Annotated in this window: 16 protein-coding genes; 5 read left to right on the top strand and 11 right to left on the bottom strand. The window is 56.9% G+C overall.

Annotated features, from left to right (window positions below):
* Nucleotides 1–36: 36 nt before the first annotated feature.
* The 11 genes from lpxD to rpsB form a co-directional block, all read right to left on the bottom strand.
* A complete protein-coding gene (lpxD, locus tag FEZ62_RS14850) occupies nt 37–1,098 on the bottom strand; it encodes a UDP-3-O-(3-hydroxymyristoyl)glucosamine N-acyltransferase (RefSeq protein ID WP_172928795.1) in 1,062 nt (353 codons plus the stop codon).
* A gap of 1 nt (nt 1,099) precedes the next feature.
* Nucleotides 1,100–1,609, bottom strand: a complete 510-nt coding sequence (locus FEZ62_RS14845; RefSeq protein ID WP_172928554.1) for an OmpH family outer membrane protein — start codon at nt 1,607–1,609, stop codon at nt 1,100–1,102.
* Between the two features lie 42 nt (nt 1,610–1,651).
* A complete protein-coding gene (gene bamA / locus FEZ62_RS14840; protein ID WP_172928552.1) occupies nt 1,652–4,048 on the bottom strand; it encodes an outer membrane protein assembly factor BamA in 2,397 nt (798 codons plus the stop codon).
* A gap of 73 nt (nt 4,049–4,121) precedes the next feature.
* Nucleotides 4,122–5,474, bottom strand: a complete 1,353-nt coding sequence (gene rseP / locus FEZ62_RS14835; RefSeq protein ID WP_172928550.1) for a sigma E protease regulator RseP — start codon at nt 5,472–5,474, stop codon at nt 4,122–4,124.
* An 18-nt stretch (nt 5,475–5,492) separates the two neighbouring features.
* Entirely contained in the window at nt 5,493–6,680 is a 1,188-nt protein-coding gene (ispC, locus tag FEZ62_RS14830) for a 1-deoxy-D-xylulose-5-phosphate reductoisomerase (RefSeq protein ID WP_069899478.1), read from the bottom strand.
* Nucleotides 6,677–7,492 (bottom strand): phosphatidate cytidylyltransferase, encoded by an 816-nt coding sequence (locus FEZ62_RS14825; protein WP_172928548.1) that lies wholly within the window; start codon nt 7,490–7,492, stop codon nt 6,677–6,679. The genes ispC and FEZ62_RS14825 overlap by 4 nt, the downstream gene beginning before the upstream one ends.
* Nucleotides 7,492–8,247: a polyprenyl diphosphate synthase gene (gene uppS, locus FEZ62_RS14820; protein ID WP_069899480.1), complete on the bottom strand. Its 756-nt coding sequence runs from the start codon at nt 8,245–8,247 to the stop codon at nt 7,492–7,494. Before uppS ends, FEZ62_RS14825 begins: the two co-directional genes overlap by 1 nt.
* A gap of 16 nt (nt 8,248–8,263) precedes the next feature.
* Nucleotides 8,264–8,821, bottom strand: a complete 558-nt coding sequence (gene frr, locus FEZ62_RS14815) for a ribosome recycling factor (protein ID WP_069899481.1) — start codon at nt 8,819–8,821, stop codon at nt 8,264–8,266.
* Nucleotides 8,818–9,564 (bottom strand): UMP kinase, encoded by a 747-nt coding sequence (gene pyrH, locus FEZ62_RS14810; RefSeq protein WP_069899482.1) that lies wholly within the window; start codon nt 9,562–9,564, stop codon nt 8,818–8,820. Before pyrH ends, frr begins: the two co-directional genes overlap by 4 nt.
* A gap of 318 nt (nt 9,565–9,882) precedes the next feature.
* Nucleotides 9,883–10,752 (bottom strand): translation elongation factor Ts, encoded by an 870-nt coding sequence (gene tsf, locus FEZ62_RS14805; RefSeq protein ID WP_069899483.1) that lies wholly within the window; start codon nt 10,750–10,752, stop codon nt 9,883–9,885.
* Nucleotides 10,753–10,875: 123 nt separating this feature from the next.
* Nucleotides 10,876–11,619 (bottom strand): 30S ribosomal protein S2, encoded by a 744-nt coding sequence (gene rpsB, locus FEZ62_RS14800; RefSeq protein WP_069899484.1) that lies wholly within the window; start codon nt 11,617–11,619, stop codon nt 10,876–10,878.
* Nucleotides 11,620–12,017: 398 nt separating this feature from the next.
* Between rpsB and map the strand changes: the two genes are divergently transcribed.
* The 5 genes from map (at nt 12,018) to dapD (ending at nt 18,276) form a co-directional block, all read left to right on the top strand.
* Complete coding sequence (map, locus tag FEZ62_RS14795) at nt 12,018–12,800, top strand: type I methionyl aminopeptidase (RefSeq protein WP_069899485.1); 783 nt, start codon at nt 12,018–12,020, stop codon at nt 12,798–12,800.
* A 35-nt stretch (nt 12,801–12,835) separates the two neighbouring features.
* Entirely contained in the window at nt 12,836–15,538 is a 2,703-nt protein-coding gene (locus FEZ62_RS14790; RefSeq protein WP_090508901.1) for a [protein-PII] uridylyltransferase, read from the top strand.
* A 60-nt stretch (nt 15,539–15,598) separates the two neighbouring features.
* A complete protein-coding gene (dapC, locus tag FEZ62_RS14785) occupies nt 15,599–16,816 on the top strand; it encodes a succinyldiaminopimelate transaminase (protein ID WP_172928545.1) in 1,218 nt (405 codons plus the stop codon).
* Nucleotides 16,813–17,160, top strand: a complete 348-nt coding sequence (locus tag FEZ62_RS14780; RefSeq protein WP_069899488.1) for an ArsC family reductase — start codon at nt 16,813–16,815, stop codon at nt 17,158–17,160. Before dapC ends, FEZ62_RS14780 begins: the two co-directional genes overlap by 4 nt.
* 81 nt (nt 17,161–17,241) lie before the next feature.
* The gene (gene dapD / locus FEZ62_RS14775) at nt 17,242–18,276 is read left to right on the top strand and encodes a 2,3,4,5-tetrahydropyridine-2,6-dicarboxylate N-succinyltransferase (protein ID WP_069899489.1); all 1,035 of its coding nucleotides are present in this window, start codon (nt 17,242–17,244) and stop codon (nt 18,274–18,276) included.
* Nucleotides 18,277–18,322 lie beyond the last annotated feature (46 nt).

Genomic DNA, 18,322 nt, shown 5'->3' with positions numbered 1-18,322 from the left:
CTGTAATAAAAAAAGAGGAGCACGGTTTTTCCGTGCTCACGCATCAGATGAGGCTTTTCCGTTCGAGGTCACTGCGGCGAGCTGTTTTTCCAGCTGCTGCAAGCGTTTGGCCATATCATCCAACTGGCGAATCCGCGCTGCACTTTTGCGCCACTCGTTCGCCGGCTGCATTGCCGTACCTGAAGAATATGAGCCCGGTTCTGTAATCGAGCGCGTTACCATGGTCATGCCCGTGACAAACACACCGTCACAAACCTCAATATGACCGACCATGCCCACGCCGCCGGCAATCATACAGTTCTTGCCGATCTTGGTGCTGCCAGAAATACCGACACAACCGGCCATTGCGGTGTTGTCACCGACCTGTACGTTGTGCGCGATCATGATCTGGTTATCCAGCTTCACACCATTGCCCAACACCGTGTCGGACAACGCGCCGCGATCGACAGTGGTATTGGCGCCAATTTCGACATTATCGCCGATAAGCACACCGCCAATCTGCGCTATTTTCTGCCACACGCCCTTCTCGTTGGCGAAGCCGAAGCCCTCACCGCCGATCACTGCGCCTGACTGAATAACCACATTCCGGCCGATACGCACGTCGTGATACAGGGTAACGCGCGGCGCCAACCAGCCACCTTCACCGATTATCGAACGCGCACCGACAAAGCAATGCGCGCTAATGGTGACACCGGCCGCAATCTGCGCCCCGCTCTCGATCACCGCATAAGCGCCAACGCTGGCCGTCGGATCAATGCTGGCATCCGCTGCCACCAACGCACTCGGATGAACCCCGACCACGCCTTGCGGCTTGCGGTCAAAGGCATGCGACAGCTCGGCGTAAGCCAGATACGGATTGGCCACAATCAACGCGTTACCGGGGAAACCCTCGGCATCCGCTTCTGTGAGCAACACCGCAGCCGCCTGGGTATCAGCCAGATACTTACGGTACTGGGCATTTGCCAGGAAGCTCAATTGCCCAACGCCGGCGTCCTGCAAAGTTGCAAGGCCAGTAATCAACAACTCGGAGTCACCCTTGAGGGTGGCTCCGAGTCGAGTGGCCAGTTGGCCGAGAGTAAATTCTTTAGCCGTCATCAGATCAACGCAGTTGGTTCATACGCTCGATAACCTGGCGGGTGATGTCGTACTGAGGCTTAACCTCAACCACGGCGCCACGCTCCAGAACCAGATCGTAGTTACCTTTCTTGATGACTTCTTCAACGGCCTTGTCCAGGTTCGGCTTCAGCTTCTTCAGCATGTCGCGGTCGGCAGCTGCTTTGGCTTCGTTGAGTTCTTTGGACTGGAACTGGAAGTCACGGGCTTTTTGCTTGAAATCAAGCTCAAGACGCTCGCGCTCAGCGGTCTGCATCTTGTCGCCGCCTTTAACCAGACGATCCTGAATCGACTTGGCGCTGCTTTCCAGCGACTTCAACTTGCTCAACTGCGGGCCGAACTTCTTCTCGGCATCCACTGCGTAACGCTTGGCAGCATCGGATTCGAGCAAGGCCATTTGATAGTTCAGCACAGCAATTTTCATTTCAGCCATTGCCGGAGTGGCAGTCGCCGTCAAAGCAGCACTTAACAGAATAACTTGAGTCAACTTACGCACGATGCACCCCTGCAAAACTTGTGATTGATTAAGTTCAAACGCTTAGAACGTCTGACCAAGCGAGAATTGGAACACCTGCGTGTCTGCATCGTCCGGCTTCTTGATCGGTGCAGCCAAGCTGAAGCTCAACGGCCCCAGAGCAGTGATCCAAGTCAGGCCAACACCCACCGAACTTGCCATGCTGCCCAAGTCAATATCGCAGCTGTCGCTCAACTGCTTCTGGCTATCGGTGCAGTTGGTGTCGTAGACATTACCCACATCCCAGAACAGCGAGGTCCGCAGTGAACGCTGGTCTTTGACGAACGGCAGCGGGAACAGCAACTCGGCACCACCCTGAATCAACACGTTACCACCGAACGGCAGTGGGTCCTGATCCGGGTCAGTGTAGCGACCATTGGCATCCGGCACACCGTAGATGATTTCACCCTGATCGTTACGCACCACACTTGGCGTACTGCGCGGGCCCAGGCTGCTGTCTTCGAAACCACGTACCGAGTTGAAACCACCGGCGTAGTAATGCTCGTAGAACGGCAGTTCCGAGGTATCACCGAAGCTGTCGCCATAACCCAGCTGGGTGTGGAAACGCATGGTGTAGTCATCATTGATCGGTGCAAAAATCTGTCCGCGGTAATCGACCTTGTAGAACGATAGATCACTGCCCGGCAATGTTGTTTCAACCACGAAGCTCTGCGAGTGACCACGGGTCGCCAGAACGCCACGGTTGAGGGTCGATTCGGACCAGCCGAAAGACGCCTTCCAGTTCAGGTAGCTGTCACCTTCCTTGTTCAGGAAGTCGTAGATTTCATCAACGGTGTAAACACCGGTATTGATGTCATCCTGCTGCACAGTCAAACCGTAGGTCAGACGCGAGGTTTCGCTGATCGGATAACCGATGCTCATGCCCGCACCGTAGCTGTCTACCGCATAGCTGGATACGTCGGTATCAAGCTCATCGTAGTCAGTCGAGCGATAGAACAGGTTATAACCCAGGCTCACACCATCCGGCGTCCAGTAGGGATTCACAAAGCCAAAGTTGTAGCGGCTCTGATAATCACTGCGGGTCAAGCCGATGCTGACCTTGTTACCGGTACCGAGGAAGTTGTTCTGGCTGATCGAACCACCGAGGATCAGACCGGCGTTCTGGGCGAAACCGACGCTGGCAGTGATAGAACCGGACGGCTGCTCTTCAACGCTGTAGTTCACGTCGATCTGGTCATCAGTGCCCGGCACTTGCGGCGTTTCGACGTTTACTTCCTTGAAGAAGCCCAGACGCTCAAGACGCGTCTTCGACTGGTCGATCAGGTAGGTCGAAGCCCAGCCGCCTTCCAGCTGACGCATTTCACGGCGCAGTACTTCGTCTTCCGTCTTGGTGTTGCCACGGAAGTTGATGCGGTTGACGTAAGCACGCTTGCCCGGATCGACAGCAAATACGATCGAAACTGTTTTATCTTCATCGTTAGGCTGCGGAATACCGTTGACGTTGGCGAAGGTATAACCCTCGTTACCCAGACGACGGGTGATCAGCTCGGAGGTGCTGGTCATCACTTTACGTGAGAACACCTGCCCTTCCTTGACCAGCAACAGCTTGCGAACTTCTTCCTCAGGTACCTTGAGGTCACCACTGAGGCGAACGTCGCTGACTTTGTACTTGCTGCCTTCGTCGATGTTTACAGTAATGTAAACATGCTTTTTGTCAGGGGTGATCGAAACCTGAGTCGAGGCGATATCCATGTTGATATAACCGCGATCGAGGTAATACGAGCGCAGGCGCTCAAGGTCACCGGAAAGCTTTTCACGGGCGTACTTGTCATCGTTCTTGAAGAACGACAGCAAGTTGGTGGTTTTCAACTCGAACAGATCAATCAGATCGTCGTCCGGGAACACCGTGTTACCGACTACGTTGATGTGCTGAATCGCAGCAACCGAGCCTTCGTTGATGTTGATCTTCAGCGCCACACGGTTACGTGGCTGCGGGATCACCTCGGTCTCGATTTCAGCTGAGTAACGGCCCTGAGCAACGTACTGGCGTTGAAGTTCGTTACGCACGCCTTCAAGGGTTGCACGCTGGAAGATTTCACCTTCAGCCAGGCCGGACTGGTTCAGGCCCTTGAGCAAGTCTTCACTGGTAATCGCCTTGTTGCCTTCAATTTCAATGTTCGAAATCGAAGGTCGTTCGACGACTGTAATTACCAGCACATCACCGTCACGTCCGAGCTGGATATCCTGAAAGAATCCAGTTTTGAACAGATCACGCGTTGCATCGACCAGAGCGCGGTCATCAGCAGCTTCGCCGACGTTAAGCGGCAACGCGCCAAACACGCTCCCCGCAGACACACGCTGTAGACCGTTTACGCGGATATCGGAGATGGTGAAGGACTCGGCGTGAACTTCGGCGATCATCAATGCGGAAAGCACCGCAGGCAGCAGCAGACGTTTCATGAAGTCCTTTCTTATTCCAACTGACGATAAAAAATCTGCCGCTCTTGGCGACAGATTTGTAATTCAGTAGCGATTACAAACGGCTCAAATCGTTAACCAGGGCCAGTAACATCACCCCAACCACCAGACTTATGCCAATTTGCATCCCCCAACCTTGAACCCGCTCAGACAATGGGCGACCACGCACCCACTCGACCAGGTAAAAAAGCAAATGCCCTCCGTCTAATACCGGAATAGGCAACAAATTGAGTACCCCCAAGCTTATGCTCAGATAGGCGAGGAAGTTAAGAAAATCCCCCAAGCCCGACTCAGCCGAAGCGCCCGCCACTTTAGCAATGGTTATCGGCCCACTCAAGTTTTTTACCGAGAGCTCGCCGAAGAGCATTTTCTTCAGGGAGTCGAGAGTCAACAGACTCATGGTCCAGGTGCGCTTAAAACTCTCGCCGATTGCGGCAATCGGGCCATGGCTGACTTCGCGTAACATGTCGCTCGGCCAGTCAACGCCTTTAACCCCAGCGCCCAGATAACCTGTAGGCGCATCCAGTTCACCGCGCGTGGCCAGCGTCACCGGCACGTCACGCTGAGCACCGTCACGCTCAACGGTGAACACCACCGACTTACCCGGCAGGCCGCGCACCCGATCAACCAGCTGCTGCCAGTCGTCCAGCGGCTGCTGATCCAGCGCTACCAGCCGATCACCCAACTGCAAGCCGGCAGCGCCTGCAGGCCCTTGCGGGTCGAGCTGATCAAGAACCGGCGGAATCTGCGGACGCCAAGGCGTGATGCCCAGCGCAGCAATCGGATCAGGCTCACCAACACCTTGCAGCCACTTGTTCAACGCCACCTGACGCGAGCTTTCAACGCTTGAGCCCGGCTCGCGCACGGTAATATTCAGATTGCCGGTCTCACCCAGACGGCGAACCAGCTGCAAATTGACCGCCGACCAGCCGTTGGTAGGCTTGCCGTCGATCGAAACAATTTCCTGCCCAGCGGCGAAACCCGCCTCAGCGGCCAGACTTGAGACCTCGACACTGCCGATAATCGGCTTGACCTGCTGGCTGCCCAACATGGCAACCACCCAGAAGAACCCGATGGCGAGCAGAAAGTTGGCAATCGGCCCTGCCGCAACCACGGCGATGCGCTGCCCAACGGTTTTGCGGTTGAAGGCGTGTTCCAGCTGGTCCAGCGGCACATCGCCTTCACGCTCATCGAGCATTTTGACGTAGCCACCTAACGGGATTGCCGCCACCACGAACTCGGTGCCGTGGCGATCGTGCCAGCGCAGCAATGGCGTGCCGAAGCCGACCGAAAAACGCAGGACCTTGATCCCGCACTTGCGGGCGATCCAGAAGTGACCGAACTCATGGAAAGTAACCAACACCCCGAGCGCAATCAGGGTGCCAACAATCATGTACAGCGCACTCATCACTCTTCTCCGCGTGGTTTATCCACGACGTGTAAGCCAATGCTCAGCCAGGCTGCGCGCAACGCGATCAGCCTCCAGCACGGTAGCAAGCCCTTCGACAGCAACACCAGGCTGCGTGCTCAGAACATCTTCGATGATACTCGGGATTTCGTTAAAACGAATGCGCCGCTGAAGAAATGCCTCAACCGCCACTTCATTCGCCGCGTTGAGCATGGCCGGTGAAGTACCGCCAGCATCCGCCGCCTCACGCGCCAGACGCAAACACGGGAAACGCACCTCATCCGGTGCCTGAAAATCCAGCCGCGCGACCGCAAACAGGTCCAGAGGCGGCACACCGGAGTCGATTCGCTCCGGCCACGCCAGCGCATGGGCGATTGGCGTGCGCATATCCGGATTACCCATCTGCGCTAGCACCGAGCCGTCTACATAGTCGACCAGCGAATGAATCACGCTCTGTGGATGAATCACCACCTCGACCTTGGCCGGGCGCGTATTGAACAACCAGCAGGCCTCGATCAACTCCAGGCCTTTGTTCATCATGCTCGCCGAATCGACCGATATCTTGCGCCCCATCGACCAGTTCGGATGGGCGCACGCCTGTTCTGGCGTTACTTGAGCCAATTGCTCGAGTGGTGTTTCACGGAACGGCCCGCCAGACGCGGTCAGCAAAATACGCCGTACACCCACCGACTCAAGACCATTGGCATAATTGTTCGGCAGGCACTGAAAAATCGCGTTGTGTTCGCTGTCGATAGGCAACAGCACCGCGCCACTGTGTTTGACGGCCTGCATAAACAGATCGCCCGACATCACCAGCGCTTCCTTGTTGGCCAGCAGCACCTTCTTGCTCGCCTCAACCGCCGCCAGCGTTGGCTTAAGCCCCGCTGCACCGACGATTGCCGCCATCACCGTATCAACCTGCGGGTGACTGGCCACCGTGCACAAACCGCTTTCACCGATCAATACTTCGGTGCTCAAGCCTGCGGATTGCAGACCGCCGCTCAACAGCTCAGCCGCCTGCTCGTCACGCACCACCGCAAACCGTGGGCGATGCTTGAGACACAAGGCCTCCAGCTCTGCCAGACGACTGAACCCACTCAGGGCAAAAACAGCGTAACGCTCGGGATGACGCGCGATGACATCAAGCGTGCTCAAGCCAATCGAGCCCGTCGCCCCGAGCACGGTAATTTGCTGAACGTGACTCACAGAGTTGCCCAGCCAGACAGCAATAACAACAGCGCAAATACCGGTATCGCAGCCGTCAGGCTGTCAATGCGGTCAAGCACGCCGCCGTGGCCAGGCAGCAGATTGCTGCTGTCCTTGATGCCGGATTCACGCTTGAACATGCTCTCGGTCAGGTCGCCGACGACCGAGACTGCCACAACGATGCCAGCGCCCAGCAGCGCCAGAACTGTATTGCCGGCCGACCAGCCCTGAACGATACCAGTGACCAGCGTAATCAGCAGGCACGTACACATGCCGCCAATCATGCCTTCCCAGCTCTTACCGGGACTCACTGCCGGGGCCAGCTTGCGCTTGCCAAAGGCCTTACCGGAGAAATAAGCACCGATATCAGCCGCCCAGACCAGCACCATTACGGCGAGTATCAGCCAATTGGCTTGCGGCCATTGCTTGAACAGGACCAAGCCCTGCCAGGCCGGCAGCAAAATCAGCAAACCAATGGCAATCCGCCGCCAGGCAGGCGCCCAATACACAGCAGACTGCGGGAACTTCAACACCAAAGCTGTCGCCACGCACCACCACAACACACCCAGCAGCAACACCGGCGTCGCCAGAATCGGCGCGTGGTAAAGCCCGAGCAACAATACGGCAACAAGCGCTGCAAACAACACACGCTGCCACTGCGCAGGAAAACCGGCCAGACGCGCCCACTCCCAACCACCCAGCGTCACAACGGCGCCGATAAACAGGGCAAAAGCGCCTCCCTCAAGCAGGAAGAAGCCACCCAGCGCTATCGGCAACAGGATGAGCGCGGTGATGATTCGTTGTTTAAGCATTAAGCTTTCGCCTCGGCTTCGATTTGCTCACTGGTGCGACCAAACCGCCGTTGGCGTTTGGAAAAGTCAGCGAGTGCTTTGCGCATGGCGTCATGCTTGAAATCCGGCCAGAACAGGTCGGAAAAATACAGTTCGCTGTAAGCCAACTGCCACAACAGGAAGTTGCTGATGCGATGCTCGCCACCGGTGCGGATACACAGATCCGGTAACGGCAGGTCGCCCGTCGCCAAGCAGCTTTGCAGCAACTGCGGGGTTATGTCGGCAGGCTGCAAGTGCCCACCTTGCACTTCACGGGCAAGACGCTGCGCGGCCTGAGCGATATCCCACTGGCCGCCGTAATTGGCGGCAATCTGCAGCACAAAGCGCTTATTGCCAGCCGTTTGCGCTTCAGCATCACGCATGGCAGTTTGCAGATCCGGATGAAAGCGAGCGCGATCCCCGATAATCCGCAAACTGATACCGTTTTCATTGAGCTTCTTGGTTTCACGCCGCAGCGCTGCCAGGAACAACTCCATGAGCGCGCCGACTTCTTCCGCCGGACGCTGCCAGTTCTCGCTGGAGAAGGCAAACAGGGTCAGCACCTCAACCCCGGCCTCTGCGCAGACCTCGATCACCGCACGAACGGCATCAACGCCGGCTTTATGTCCCGCCACACCAGGCATGAAACGCTTTTTCGCCCAGCGGTTATTGCCGTCCATGATGATTGCAACATGGCGCGGCACTACTTCGGCGAGGCCGTTTTTACTCTTCTCCATAACGCCATCCTGGCCGTCAGACGGCCATCAGATCCGCTTCCTTGCCTTCCAAGGCCTTATCGGCTTCGGCGACAAATTTGTCTGTCAGTTTCTGGATTTCATCAGCGGCGCGACGCTCGTCGTCTTCGCTGATTTCCTTTTCCTTGACCAGATCCTTCAACTGCGCCAGCGCGTCACGACGAATGTTGCGCACCGCAACACGGGCGTTCTCGGCTTCAGCGCGCGCCTGCTTGGTGTAACCCTTACGCGTTTCTTCGGTCAGGGCAGGCATTGGCACACGAATGGTGGTGCCGGCAGTGGACGGGTTCAGGCCCAGATCCGAGGTCATGATGGCTTTTTCGACAGCCTGGATCATGCTCCGGTCGAACACGGTCAATGCCAGTGTGCGCGAGTCTTCTGCCATCACGTTGGCAACCTGACGCAGCGGAGTGTCGGTGCCGTAGTAAGATACCATCACGCTATCGAGGATGCTCGGATGTGCGCGGCCGGTACGAATTTTGGCAAAGGCGCCAGCCAGCGACTCAAGAGTCTTGGCCATACGCACTTGAGCGTCTTGCTTGATCTCGTTGATCATTGTTGTTCACCTTCCTCAATTAAAGTGCCTTCTGCGCCGCCGACTACAACATTGAGCAATGCGCCAGGCTTATTCATATTAAACACACGAAGCGGCATATTATGGTCGCGGCACAGGCAGATTGCCGTCAGATCCATAACGCCAAGCTTGCGATCCAGAACCTCGTCATAGGTCAGGTGATCGAATTTCTCGGCGTGCGGGTCCTTGAACGGATCAGCGGTGTACACACCATCCACCTTGGTTGCCTTGAGCACTACGTCCGCATCGATCTCGATGGCGCGCAGGCAGGCAGCAGAGTCGGTGGTAAAAAACGGATTACCAGTGCCAGCGGCGAAAATCACCACCTCACCGGTTTTCAGATGACGCATGGCCTTACGACGGTCGTAATGATCAGTCACACCCACCATCGAGATGGCCGACATAACGATGGCCGGAATGTTTGAACGCTCCAGCGCGTCACGCATGGCCAATGCGTTCATTACAGTTGCCAGCATGCCCATGTGGTCGCCGGTCACACGGTCCATTCCAGATGCGCTCAGAGCCGCACCACGGAACAAGTTACCGCCACCAATGACCAGACCCACTTGAACACCGATACCTACCAGCTGGCCTACTTCCAAGGCCATACGATCGAGCACTTTAGGATCGATCCCGAAATCTTCGGAACCCATCAGCGCCTCGCCGCTAAGCTTGAGCAGAATGCGCTTATAGCGCGGTTGACGACCACTCACCTGCTGAGCCATTACCAGTCTCTCCTGCGGCGTTAAAAATTCTTGGCGAACCGACATGATTCGCAACTTTCGAGCACTTCGACAGCGCCCGACACAAAAATGCTGCGAGCGTGCAAACAAACAACAGCGCTCGTGATCCAGGTGTTTATTCTAGCGTCCGGCCGAACAGCTTACCGGTTACTGCAAGGATTACCTACAACACTGCCAGTGCGGGTGAACTTTGCCATGCAAAGACCCCACGCTTAAAGCGTCAATCAGTCACCCTATTTTGACAAAGAGGCCGCGCGCATAAGCGGGCAGCCTCTTTTTAGCAATAGCCTTGGGGGCTAATTACTGCTTGCTGGCAGCCAACTGAGCAGCTACTTCAGCGGCGAAGTCAGTTTCGCCTTTGTCGATGCCTTCACCTACTTCGTAACGTACGAAGGAGATGATTTCAGCACCGGCTTTCTTAACCAGCTCGCCAACTTTAACGCTGTCGTCTTTAACGAAAGCCTGTTCAACCAAGCTCGCTTCAGCGAGGAACTTGGTGATACGGCCAGCAGTCATTTTCTCAACGATTTCAGCAGGCTTGCCCTTGATCTTCTCTTCGTTCAGCGCCAGGAATATTTCTTTTTCCTTGGCGATGGCTTCTTCAGAGACTTCAGAAGGGTTAAGGAACTGCGGGTTGCTGGCAGCAACGTGCATAGCAACGTCTTTAGCCAGTTCAGCGTCGCCGCCTTTCAGAGCAACCAGAACACCGATGCGGTGACCGTGCAGGTAAGAACCTACAACGTCAGCCTCAACAGTCGCCAGACGACGGATGTTGACGTTCTCGCCTACTTTAACAACCAGTGCTTCACGCTCGGCTTCCTGAGCTGCGATCAACTGAGCAACGTCAGTGATGTTCTCAGCGAAAGCCTTGTCGATGCTGTTAGCAACGAAGCCTTTGAAGTCGTCTTGCAGAGCCAGGAAGTCGGTCTGAGCGTTAACTTCGATGATCAGAGCACGCTTGTTGTCATCAGCAACTTTAACGGCGATAGAGCCTTCAGCTGCGATGTTACCGGCTTTCTTGGCGGCCTTGATCGAACCTGCTGCGCGCATGTCGTCGATGGCTTTCTCAATGTCGCCACCAGCAGCAGTCAGGGCTTTTTTGCAGTCCATCATGCCTTGGCCAGTACGCTCACGCAGTTCTTTAACCAGGGCTGCAGTAATCTCTGCCATTTTGAAAATCCTCTTGGTAGGTCTTCAACCAGTTCACCCCATCACAGGGCAATCAATTCTATAAGTGGCAAAAAGGGGGCCAAGCCCCCTTTTCGCGCAGCGAGTAACGCAGGCGGTTACTGCTTAGCCTTGAGCGGCTTCAGCTGCCGGGGCTTCTGCGACGAATTCCTCAGTGCCACCGTTAGCGTTGCTGCGGCCACGGATAACTGCGTCAGCAAATGCGCCCATGTACAGCTGGATAGCGCGGATTGCGTCGTCGTTACCTGGGATGATGTAGTCAACACCTTCAGGGCTGCTGTTGGTATCAACGATGCCGATAACCGGGATACCCAGCTTGTTGGCTTCGGTGATAGCAATGCGCTCGTGATCAACGTCGATTACGAACATGGCGTCTGGCAGACCGCCCATGTCCTTGATACCACCCAGGCTGCGATCCAGTTTTTCCAGATCACGGCTGCGCATCAGGGCTTCTTTCTTGGTCAGCTTGGTGAAGGTACCGTCTTGCGACTGGGTTTCCAGATCACGCAGGCGCTTGATCGAAGCACGGATGGTTTTGTAGTTGGTGAGCATGCCGCCCAACCAGCGGTGATCGACGAACGGAGAGTTGCAACGAGCAGCTTCTTCGCGAACGATCTTGCCAGCAGAACGCTTGGTACCAACGAACAGAATCTTGTTTTTACCAGCAGCCAGTTTCTCAACGAACGACAGCGCGTCGTTGAACATTGGCAGGGTTTTTTCAAGGTTGATGATGTGAATCTTGTTACGCGAGCCGAAAATGAACTTGCCCATTTTCGGGTTCCAGTAACGGGTCTGGTGGCCGAAGTGCACACCGGCCTTCAGCATATCGCGCATATTGACTTGGGACATTGTCGTTCCTTAATAAGTCGGGTTAGGCCTCCACGCATCCCAATCTCCAACCCTTGCACGTGGCAAAAGGCACCCAGGAAATCGTGTCGATACGTGTGTGGGTTAGTGCTCTACAGACAGACAGCCCGTAAAGCGGCGCGTTTTATACCACAACAACCCGATCTAAGCTACACCTATCAGCAATCAGATCAACCCATTGCCCGACCTAAGGCGGGTGGCAAATACGCCGACGCCGCCAATACACCGGACCGGCCAGCCCTGTTTAACGGCAGCAACACAACCCGCCAACTATGCCGCAGCAGGCCGGACGGTTCGCCGCCGCGTGTTTACGGCTTATAGCTTGGCGACTAGAACTGTTACCATAGACCTCTTTTTTCAGCTTGACCGCGAGAGCCCACATGACCGTGACCATCAAAACGCCCGAGGAAATCGAAAAAATGCGCATCGCTGGCCGTCTGGCCGCCGAAGTGCTCGAGATGATTGGTGAGCACGTCAAGCCGGGCGTCACCACTGAAGAACTCGACCGCATTTGTCATGACTATATAGTGAACGTGCAGCAGGCCATCCCTGCCCCGCTCAACTATCGCGGTTTTCCCAAGTCGATCTGCACCTCGATCAACCACGTGGTCTGCCACGGCATTCCCAACGAGAAGCCGCTTAAAGAAGGCGACGTACTGAACATCGACATCACGGTGATCAAGGACGGCTATCACGGCGACACCAGCAAGATGTTCATGGTGGGCAAGGTTGCCGAGTGGGCCGAGCGCCTGGCGCAGGTCACCCAAGAGTGCATGTATAAAGGTATCGAAATCGTCAAGCCGGGCACCCGCCTGGGCGATATTGGCGAAGTGATCCAGAAGCACGCCGAGAAAAACGGTTTCAGCGTAGTCCGCGAATATTGCGGCCACGGCATTGGCGCGGTGTTCCACGAAGAGCCGCAGGTTCTGCATTACGGTCGCGCCGGCACGGGCATGGAACTCAAAGAAGGCATGACCTTCACCATCGAGCCGATGATCAATCAGGGCCGCGCCGAAACGCGCCTGCTGGGTGATGGCTGGACGGCAATCACCAAGGACCGCAAGCTCTCGGCCCAGTGGGAACACACCATTCTGGTGACTGCCGATGGCTACGAGATTTTCACCCTGCGCAGCGATGACACCCTGCCACGCACGTCAGCCTAATCCGCCAGCACGGCCGTAACCATGAAGGATGCAGTATGCCGCAGGTAGATCCCGAACTGTTTGATCGCGGCCAGTTCAAAGCCGAACTGGCATTGAAATCCAGCCCGATTGCAGCCTTCAAGAAAGTTATCCGCCGTGCCAACGAAGTCCTCGACGCCCGCTTCATGGCGGGCCGCGAGATTCGCCGGCTGATCGAGGACCGCGCCTGGTTTATTGACCAGATCCTGCTTGAGGCCTGGGGTCGGCTGGAGTGGAGCGAAGATGCCGATATCGCCCTGCTCGCTGTGGGCGGCTACGGCCGGGGCGAACTGCACCCGCACTCCGACATCGACCTGCTGATTCTACTCGACTGCGCCGACCACGAAACCTTCCGCGACCCGATTGAGCGCTTCCTCACCCTGCTCTGGGACATCGGCCTGGAAGTGGGCCAGAGCGTGCGCTCAGTGGATGAATGCGCCAGCGAAGCTCGCGCCGACCTGACCGTCATCACCAACCTGATGGAAAGCCGCACCATTGCCGGCCCGGAACGCTTGCGCCAGCGCATGCAACAGGTGACCAATACCGAGCAGATGTGGCCGAGCAACGAATTCTTTCTGGCCAAGCGTAAAGAGCAACGCGCGCGCCACGCCAAGTACAACGACACCGAATACAACCTTGAGCCCAACGTCAAAGGCTCGCCGGGCGGCTTGCGCGATATCCAGAACATTCTCTGGGTCGCCCGCCGGCACTTCGGCACGCTCAATCTGCAGTCCATGGTCGATCAGGACTTCCTGCTGAAAACCGAATACAACATGCTCGCGTCCAGCCAGGAGTTTTTGTGGAAGGTGCGCTACGCCCTGCACATGCTGGCAGGCCGCGCCGAAGATCGGCTGTTGTTTGATCACCAGACGCAAATTGCTGAGCTGCTCGGTTATACGACGAATGAAAGCAAGCGCGGCATTGAGCAGTTCATGCAGAAGTACTACCGCGTGGTCATGGGCATCGCCGAACTCAGCGACCTGATCAAGCAGCACTTCGAAGAGCAAATCCTGCGGGCGGGCGAGTCGGGCCCGGCGACACCGATCAATAGCCGCTTCCAGTTGCGCGACGGTTATATCGAGGTCACCCACCCCAACGTCTTCAAACGCACGCCTTTCGCGATCATGGAAATCTTCGTGCTGATGGCCCAGCACCCGGATATCAAGGGCGTCAAAGCCGATACCATCCGTTTGCTGCGCGATCATCAACACCTGATCGACGATGAGTTTCGCAACGACATTCGCAACACCAGCCTGTTTATCGAGCTGTTCAAAAGCAGTTCCGGTATCCACCGCAATCTGCGCCGCATGAACCGCTACGGCATTCTTGGCCGTTACCTGCCCGAGTTCGGCCTGATTGTCGGACAAATGCAACACGACCTGTTCCATATTTTCACGGTCGATGCGCACACGCTCAACCTGATCAAGCACCTGCGTAAGTTCAAGTGGCCCGAGCTTGCCGAGAAATTCCCGCTGGCGAGCAAGCTGATCGACAAACTGCCAAAACCCGAGCTGATCTACATCGCCGGGCTTTATCACGATATCGGCAAGGGCCGTGGCGGCGATCACTCCGAGCTGGGCGCTGTCGATGCCGAGGCATTCTGCCAGCGCCACCAATTGCCAACATGGGACTCGAAACTGGTGACATGGCTGGTGCAGAGCCATTTGGTGATGTCGACCACTGCCCAGCGCAAAGACCTTTCTGACCCGCAGGTAATCCACGACTTTGCCCTGCATGTCGGCGATGAAACCCATCTCGACTACCTGTATGTGCTGACCATCGCCGACATCAACGCGACCAACCCGACGCTCTGGAACTCCTGGCGCGCGAGCCTGTTGCGCCAACTGTATACCGAGACCAAGCGTGCACTGCGCCGTGGCCTTGAGAACCGTCTGGAGCGCGAAGAGCAGATCCGCCTGACGCAAACGGCAGCACTGGACATTCTGGTACGCACCGGCACCGACTCTGATGAGGCGGAGCATCTGTGGTCGCAATTGGGAGATGACTACTTCCTGCGCCACACCGCCAATGACGTGGCCTGGCACACCGAAGCGATCATCCAGCACGGCAACGACAGCAACCCGCTGGTGTTGATCAAGGAAACCACCCAGCGCGAGTTCGAAGGCGGCACGCAGATATTCATCTACGCGCAGGATCAGCACGACTTCTTCGCGGTAACCGTAGCGGCCATGGCCCAGCTCAACCTGAATATTCATGATGCGCGGATTCTGACCTCGACCAGCCAGTTCACCCTCGACACCTATATCGTCCTTGAAGGCGATGGCAGCTCGATTGGCGACAATCCGGCGCGTATCAAGCAGATCCGTCAGGGCCTGATCGACGCACTGATCAACCCCGACGAATACCCGAATATCATTCAGCGTCGCGTACCGCGTCAGCTCAAGCACTTCGACTTTGCGCCGCGCGTGACCATCCATAACGATGCACAGCGCCCGGTGACCATACTCGAACTGACGGCGCCGGACCGGCCAGGCCTGCTGGCACGGATTGGCGGGATCTTCCTCGACTTCGACCTGTCGTTGCAGAACGCCAAGATTGCCACCCTTGGCGAGCGGGTAGAAGACGTGTTCTTCGTCACCGACGCCAACAACATGCCGCTCTCTGACCCGGACTTATGCATGCGCCTGCAAGAGACGATAATCTCGCAGCTGTCCGAAGCCAGTGGTCATATGAGCGAACCCAACCGGATCTCTATTTAACTTTTATTCGCAAGAAATCGTTGGCCCGCGCAGCCAGTGTTTAAGTTTCAGGAAGCCCACATGAACGACGCGTTAAACCAGCTGCAACCCTACCCGTTTGAAAAGCTCCGCGCCCTGCTTGGCAGTGTTCAGCCGAATGCCGACAAAGCGCCGATTGCGCTTTCCATTGGCGAGCCCAAGCACCGCAGCCCGGCATTTGTCGCCGAGGCCCTGAGCAGCAACCTCGACCAACTGGCGGTCTACCCGACTACGCTGGGCATTGCGGCACTGCGCGAAGCCATCGCCAACTGGGCCACGCGTCGCTTCAACCTGACCGCCGGCGCGCTCGATCCGGCGCGCCACGTGCTGCCGGTCAACGGCACCCGTGAGGCGTTGTTCGCGTTTACCCAAACCGTGGTCAAGCGTGCGCAAGGCCCCGACGCGCTCCCGGGCCTGGTAATCAGCCCCAACCCGTTCTACCAAATCTACGAAGGCGCCGCCCTGCTGGCCGGCGCCCAGCCGCATTACCTGCCGTGCCTTGAAGATCATGGCTTCAACCCTGACTTCTCCAAAGTCAGCGCCGAGACCTGGCAGCGTTGCCAGATCTTGTTCCTCTGCTCGCCCGGCAACCCGACAGGCGCGCTTATCCCGCTGCCGGTACTCAAGCAGTTGATCGCGCTGGCCGATGAGCATGACTTTGTGATTGCCAGCGACGAGTGCTACAGCGAGTTGTATTTTGATGAGAGCAACCCACCCGCAGGTCTGTTGACCGCCTGCGCCGAGTTGGGCCGTAATGACTTCAAGCGCTGCGTGGTCTTCCACAGCCTGTCCAAGCGCTCCAATCTGCCAGGCCTGCGTTCTGGCTTTGTCGCCGGTGACGCCGACATTTTGAAATCTTTCCTGCTGTACCGTACCTATCACGGCTGCGCGATGCCGGTGCAAACCCAACGCGCGAGCATTGCTGCATGGGAAGATGAGGCGCACGTGCTGGCCAATCGCGACCTGTACCGGGAAAAATTCGACGCCGTACTTGAAATTCTCAAGGATGTACTCGATGTAAAGCGCCCGGACGGTGGTTTTTACCTGTGGGCGAAAACCCCGGTGGATGATGAAACCTTCACCCGTGACCTGTTCGCCCAGCAACACGTGACGGTCGTGCCAGGTTCTTATTTGTCGCGTCAGGTTGAGGGTAATAATCCAGGCGCCTACCGCATTCGTATGGCGCTGGTTGCTCCACTGGCGGAGTGCATTGAAGCCGCCGAACGGATTCGCACTTTTGTTAAGGGTCTGTCTGTATGACTAACACGCTGTTTGGCATCAAAGCTTGTGACACCATGAAGAAAGCCCGGACCTGGCTCGACGAGCATCAGGTCAGCTACCAGTTTCACGATTACAAAGCCGTCGGTATCGACCGCGAAAACCTGCAAAAGTGGTGTGATGAACATGGTTGGGAAAAAATCCTCAACCGTGCCGGCACGACTTTTCGCAAACTGGACGATGCGCAGAAAAGCGACCTCGACCAGAGCAAGGCCATCGAATTAATGATGGCCCAACCTTCGATGATCAAACGCCCTGTGTTGGATTTGGGCACTAAAACGCTGGTGGGTTTCAAACCCGAGCTTTACGCCGCAGAAATGGCATAAGGCCAGGTGTCATGCACAGGCATGACACCGACTGAATAACCCCACGCGCCACACATTGAATTCGCTGTAAGGAAGATAAACATGAGCAACTCACTATTCAGCCTGGCCTTCGGGGTCGGTACGCAAAATCGTCAGAGCAACTGGCTCGAAGTCTTCTATGCACAGCCACTGCTCAACCCGAGCGAAGAACTGGTTGCCAAGGCCGCCGAAAAGCTCGGCTACGATGGCGGCAATCAGGCCATTGCGTTCACCAATCAGCAAGCGGCGCAACTGGCTGAAGCCCTGAAAAGCGTAGACGAAGTGCAAAGCGCCCTGCTGACCCGTCTGGCCGAGAGCAACAACCCACTGGTCGCGACCTTCCTGGCCGAAGACTCATCGCCAACCAGCACGCCTGAGGCCTACCTCAAGCTGCACCTGCTGTCGCACCGTCTGGTGCAGCCGCACGGCGTCAACCTCAGCGGCATCTTCCCGCTGCTGCCAAACGTGGCATGGACCAGCCAGGGCGCAATCGATCTGGCCGAGCTGGCTGAGCGTCAACTCGAAGCGCGTCTGCGCGGCGAGCTGCTGGAAGTGTTCTCGGTCGACAAGTTCCCGAAAATGACCGACTACATCGTGCCGAAAGGTGTGCGCATCGCCGACAGCTCGCGCATCCGTCTGGGCGCCTACATTGGCGAAGGCACCACCGTCATGCACGAAGGTTTCGTCAACTTCAACGCCGGCACCGCAGGCCCGGGCATGATCGAAGGCCGTGTATCGGCTGGCGTATTCGTGGGCAAAGGTTCCGACCTTGGCGGCGGCTGCTCGACCATGGGCACTTTGTCTGGCGGCGGCAACATCGTGATCTCGGTCGGCGAAGGCTGCCTGATCGGCGCGAACGCCGGTATCGGCATCCCGCTGGGTGATCGCAATACCGTTGAAGCGGGCCTGTACGTGACCGCCGGCACCAAGATCAACCTGCTCGACGGCGAAGGCAATCTGGTTAAAGTGGTCAAGGGTCGCGACCTGGCTGGCCAACCCGACCTGTTGTTCCGTCGCAACTCGCTGAGCGGCGCGGTCGAGTGCAAGACGCACAAGTCCGCAATCGAGCTGAACGAGTCGCTGCACGCGCACAACTAAGCGCGGCTGCGCGACTTACGGGGAGTCGCTTAAACACGAAGCGCTG

It is taken from the genome of Pseudomonas sp. MS19, assembly GCF_013277615.1.
Classification (GTDB): domain Bacteria; phylum Pseudomonadota; class Gammaproteobacteria; order Pseudomonadales; family Pseudomonadaceae; genus Aquipseudomonas; species Aquipseudomonas marincola.
This window is presented reverse-complemented; position numbering and strand designations above follow the sequence as displayed.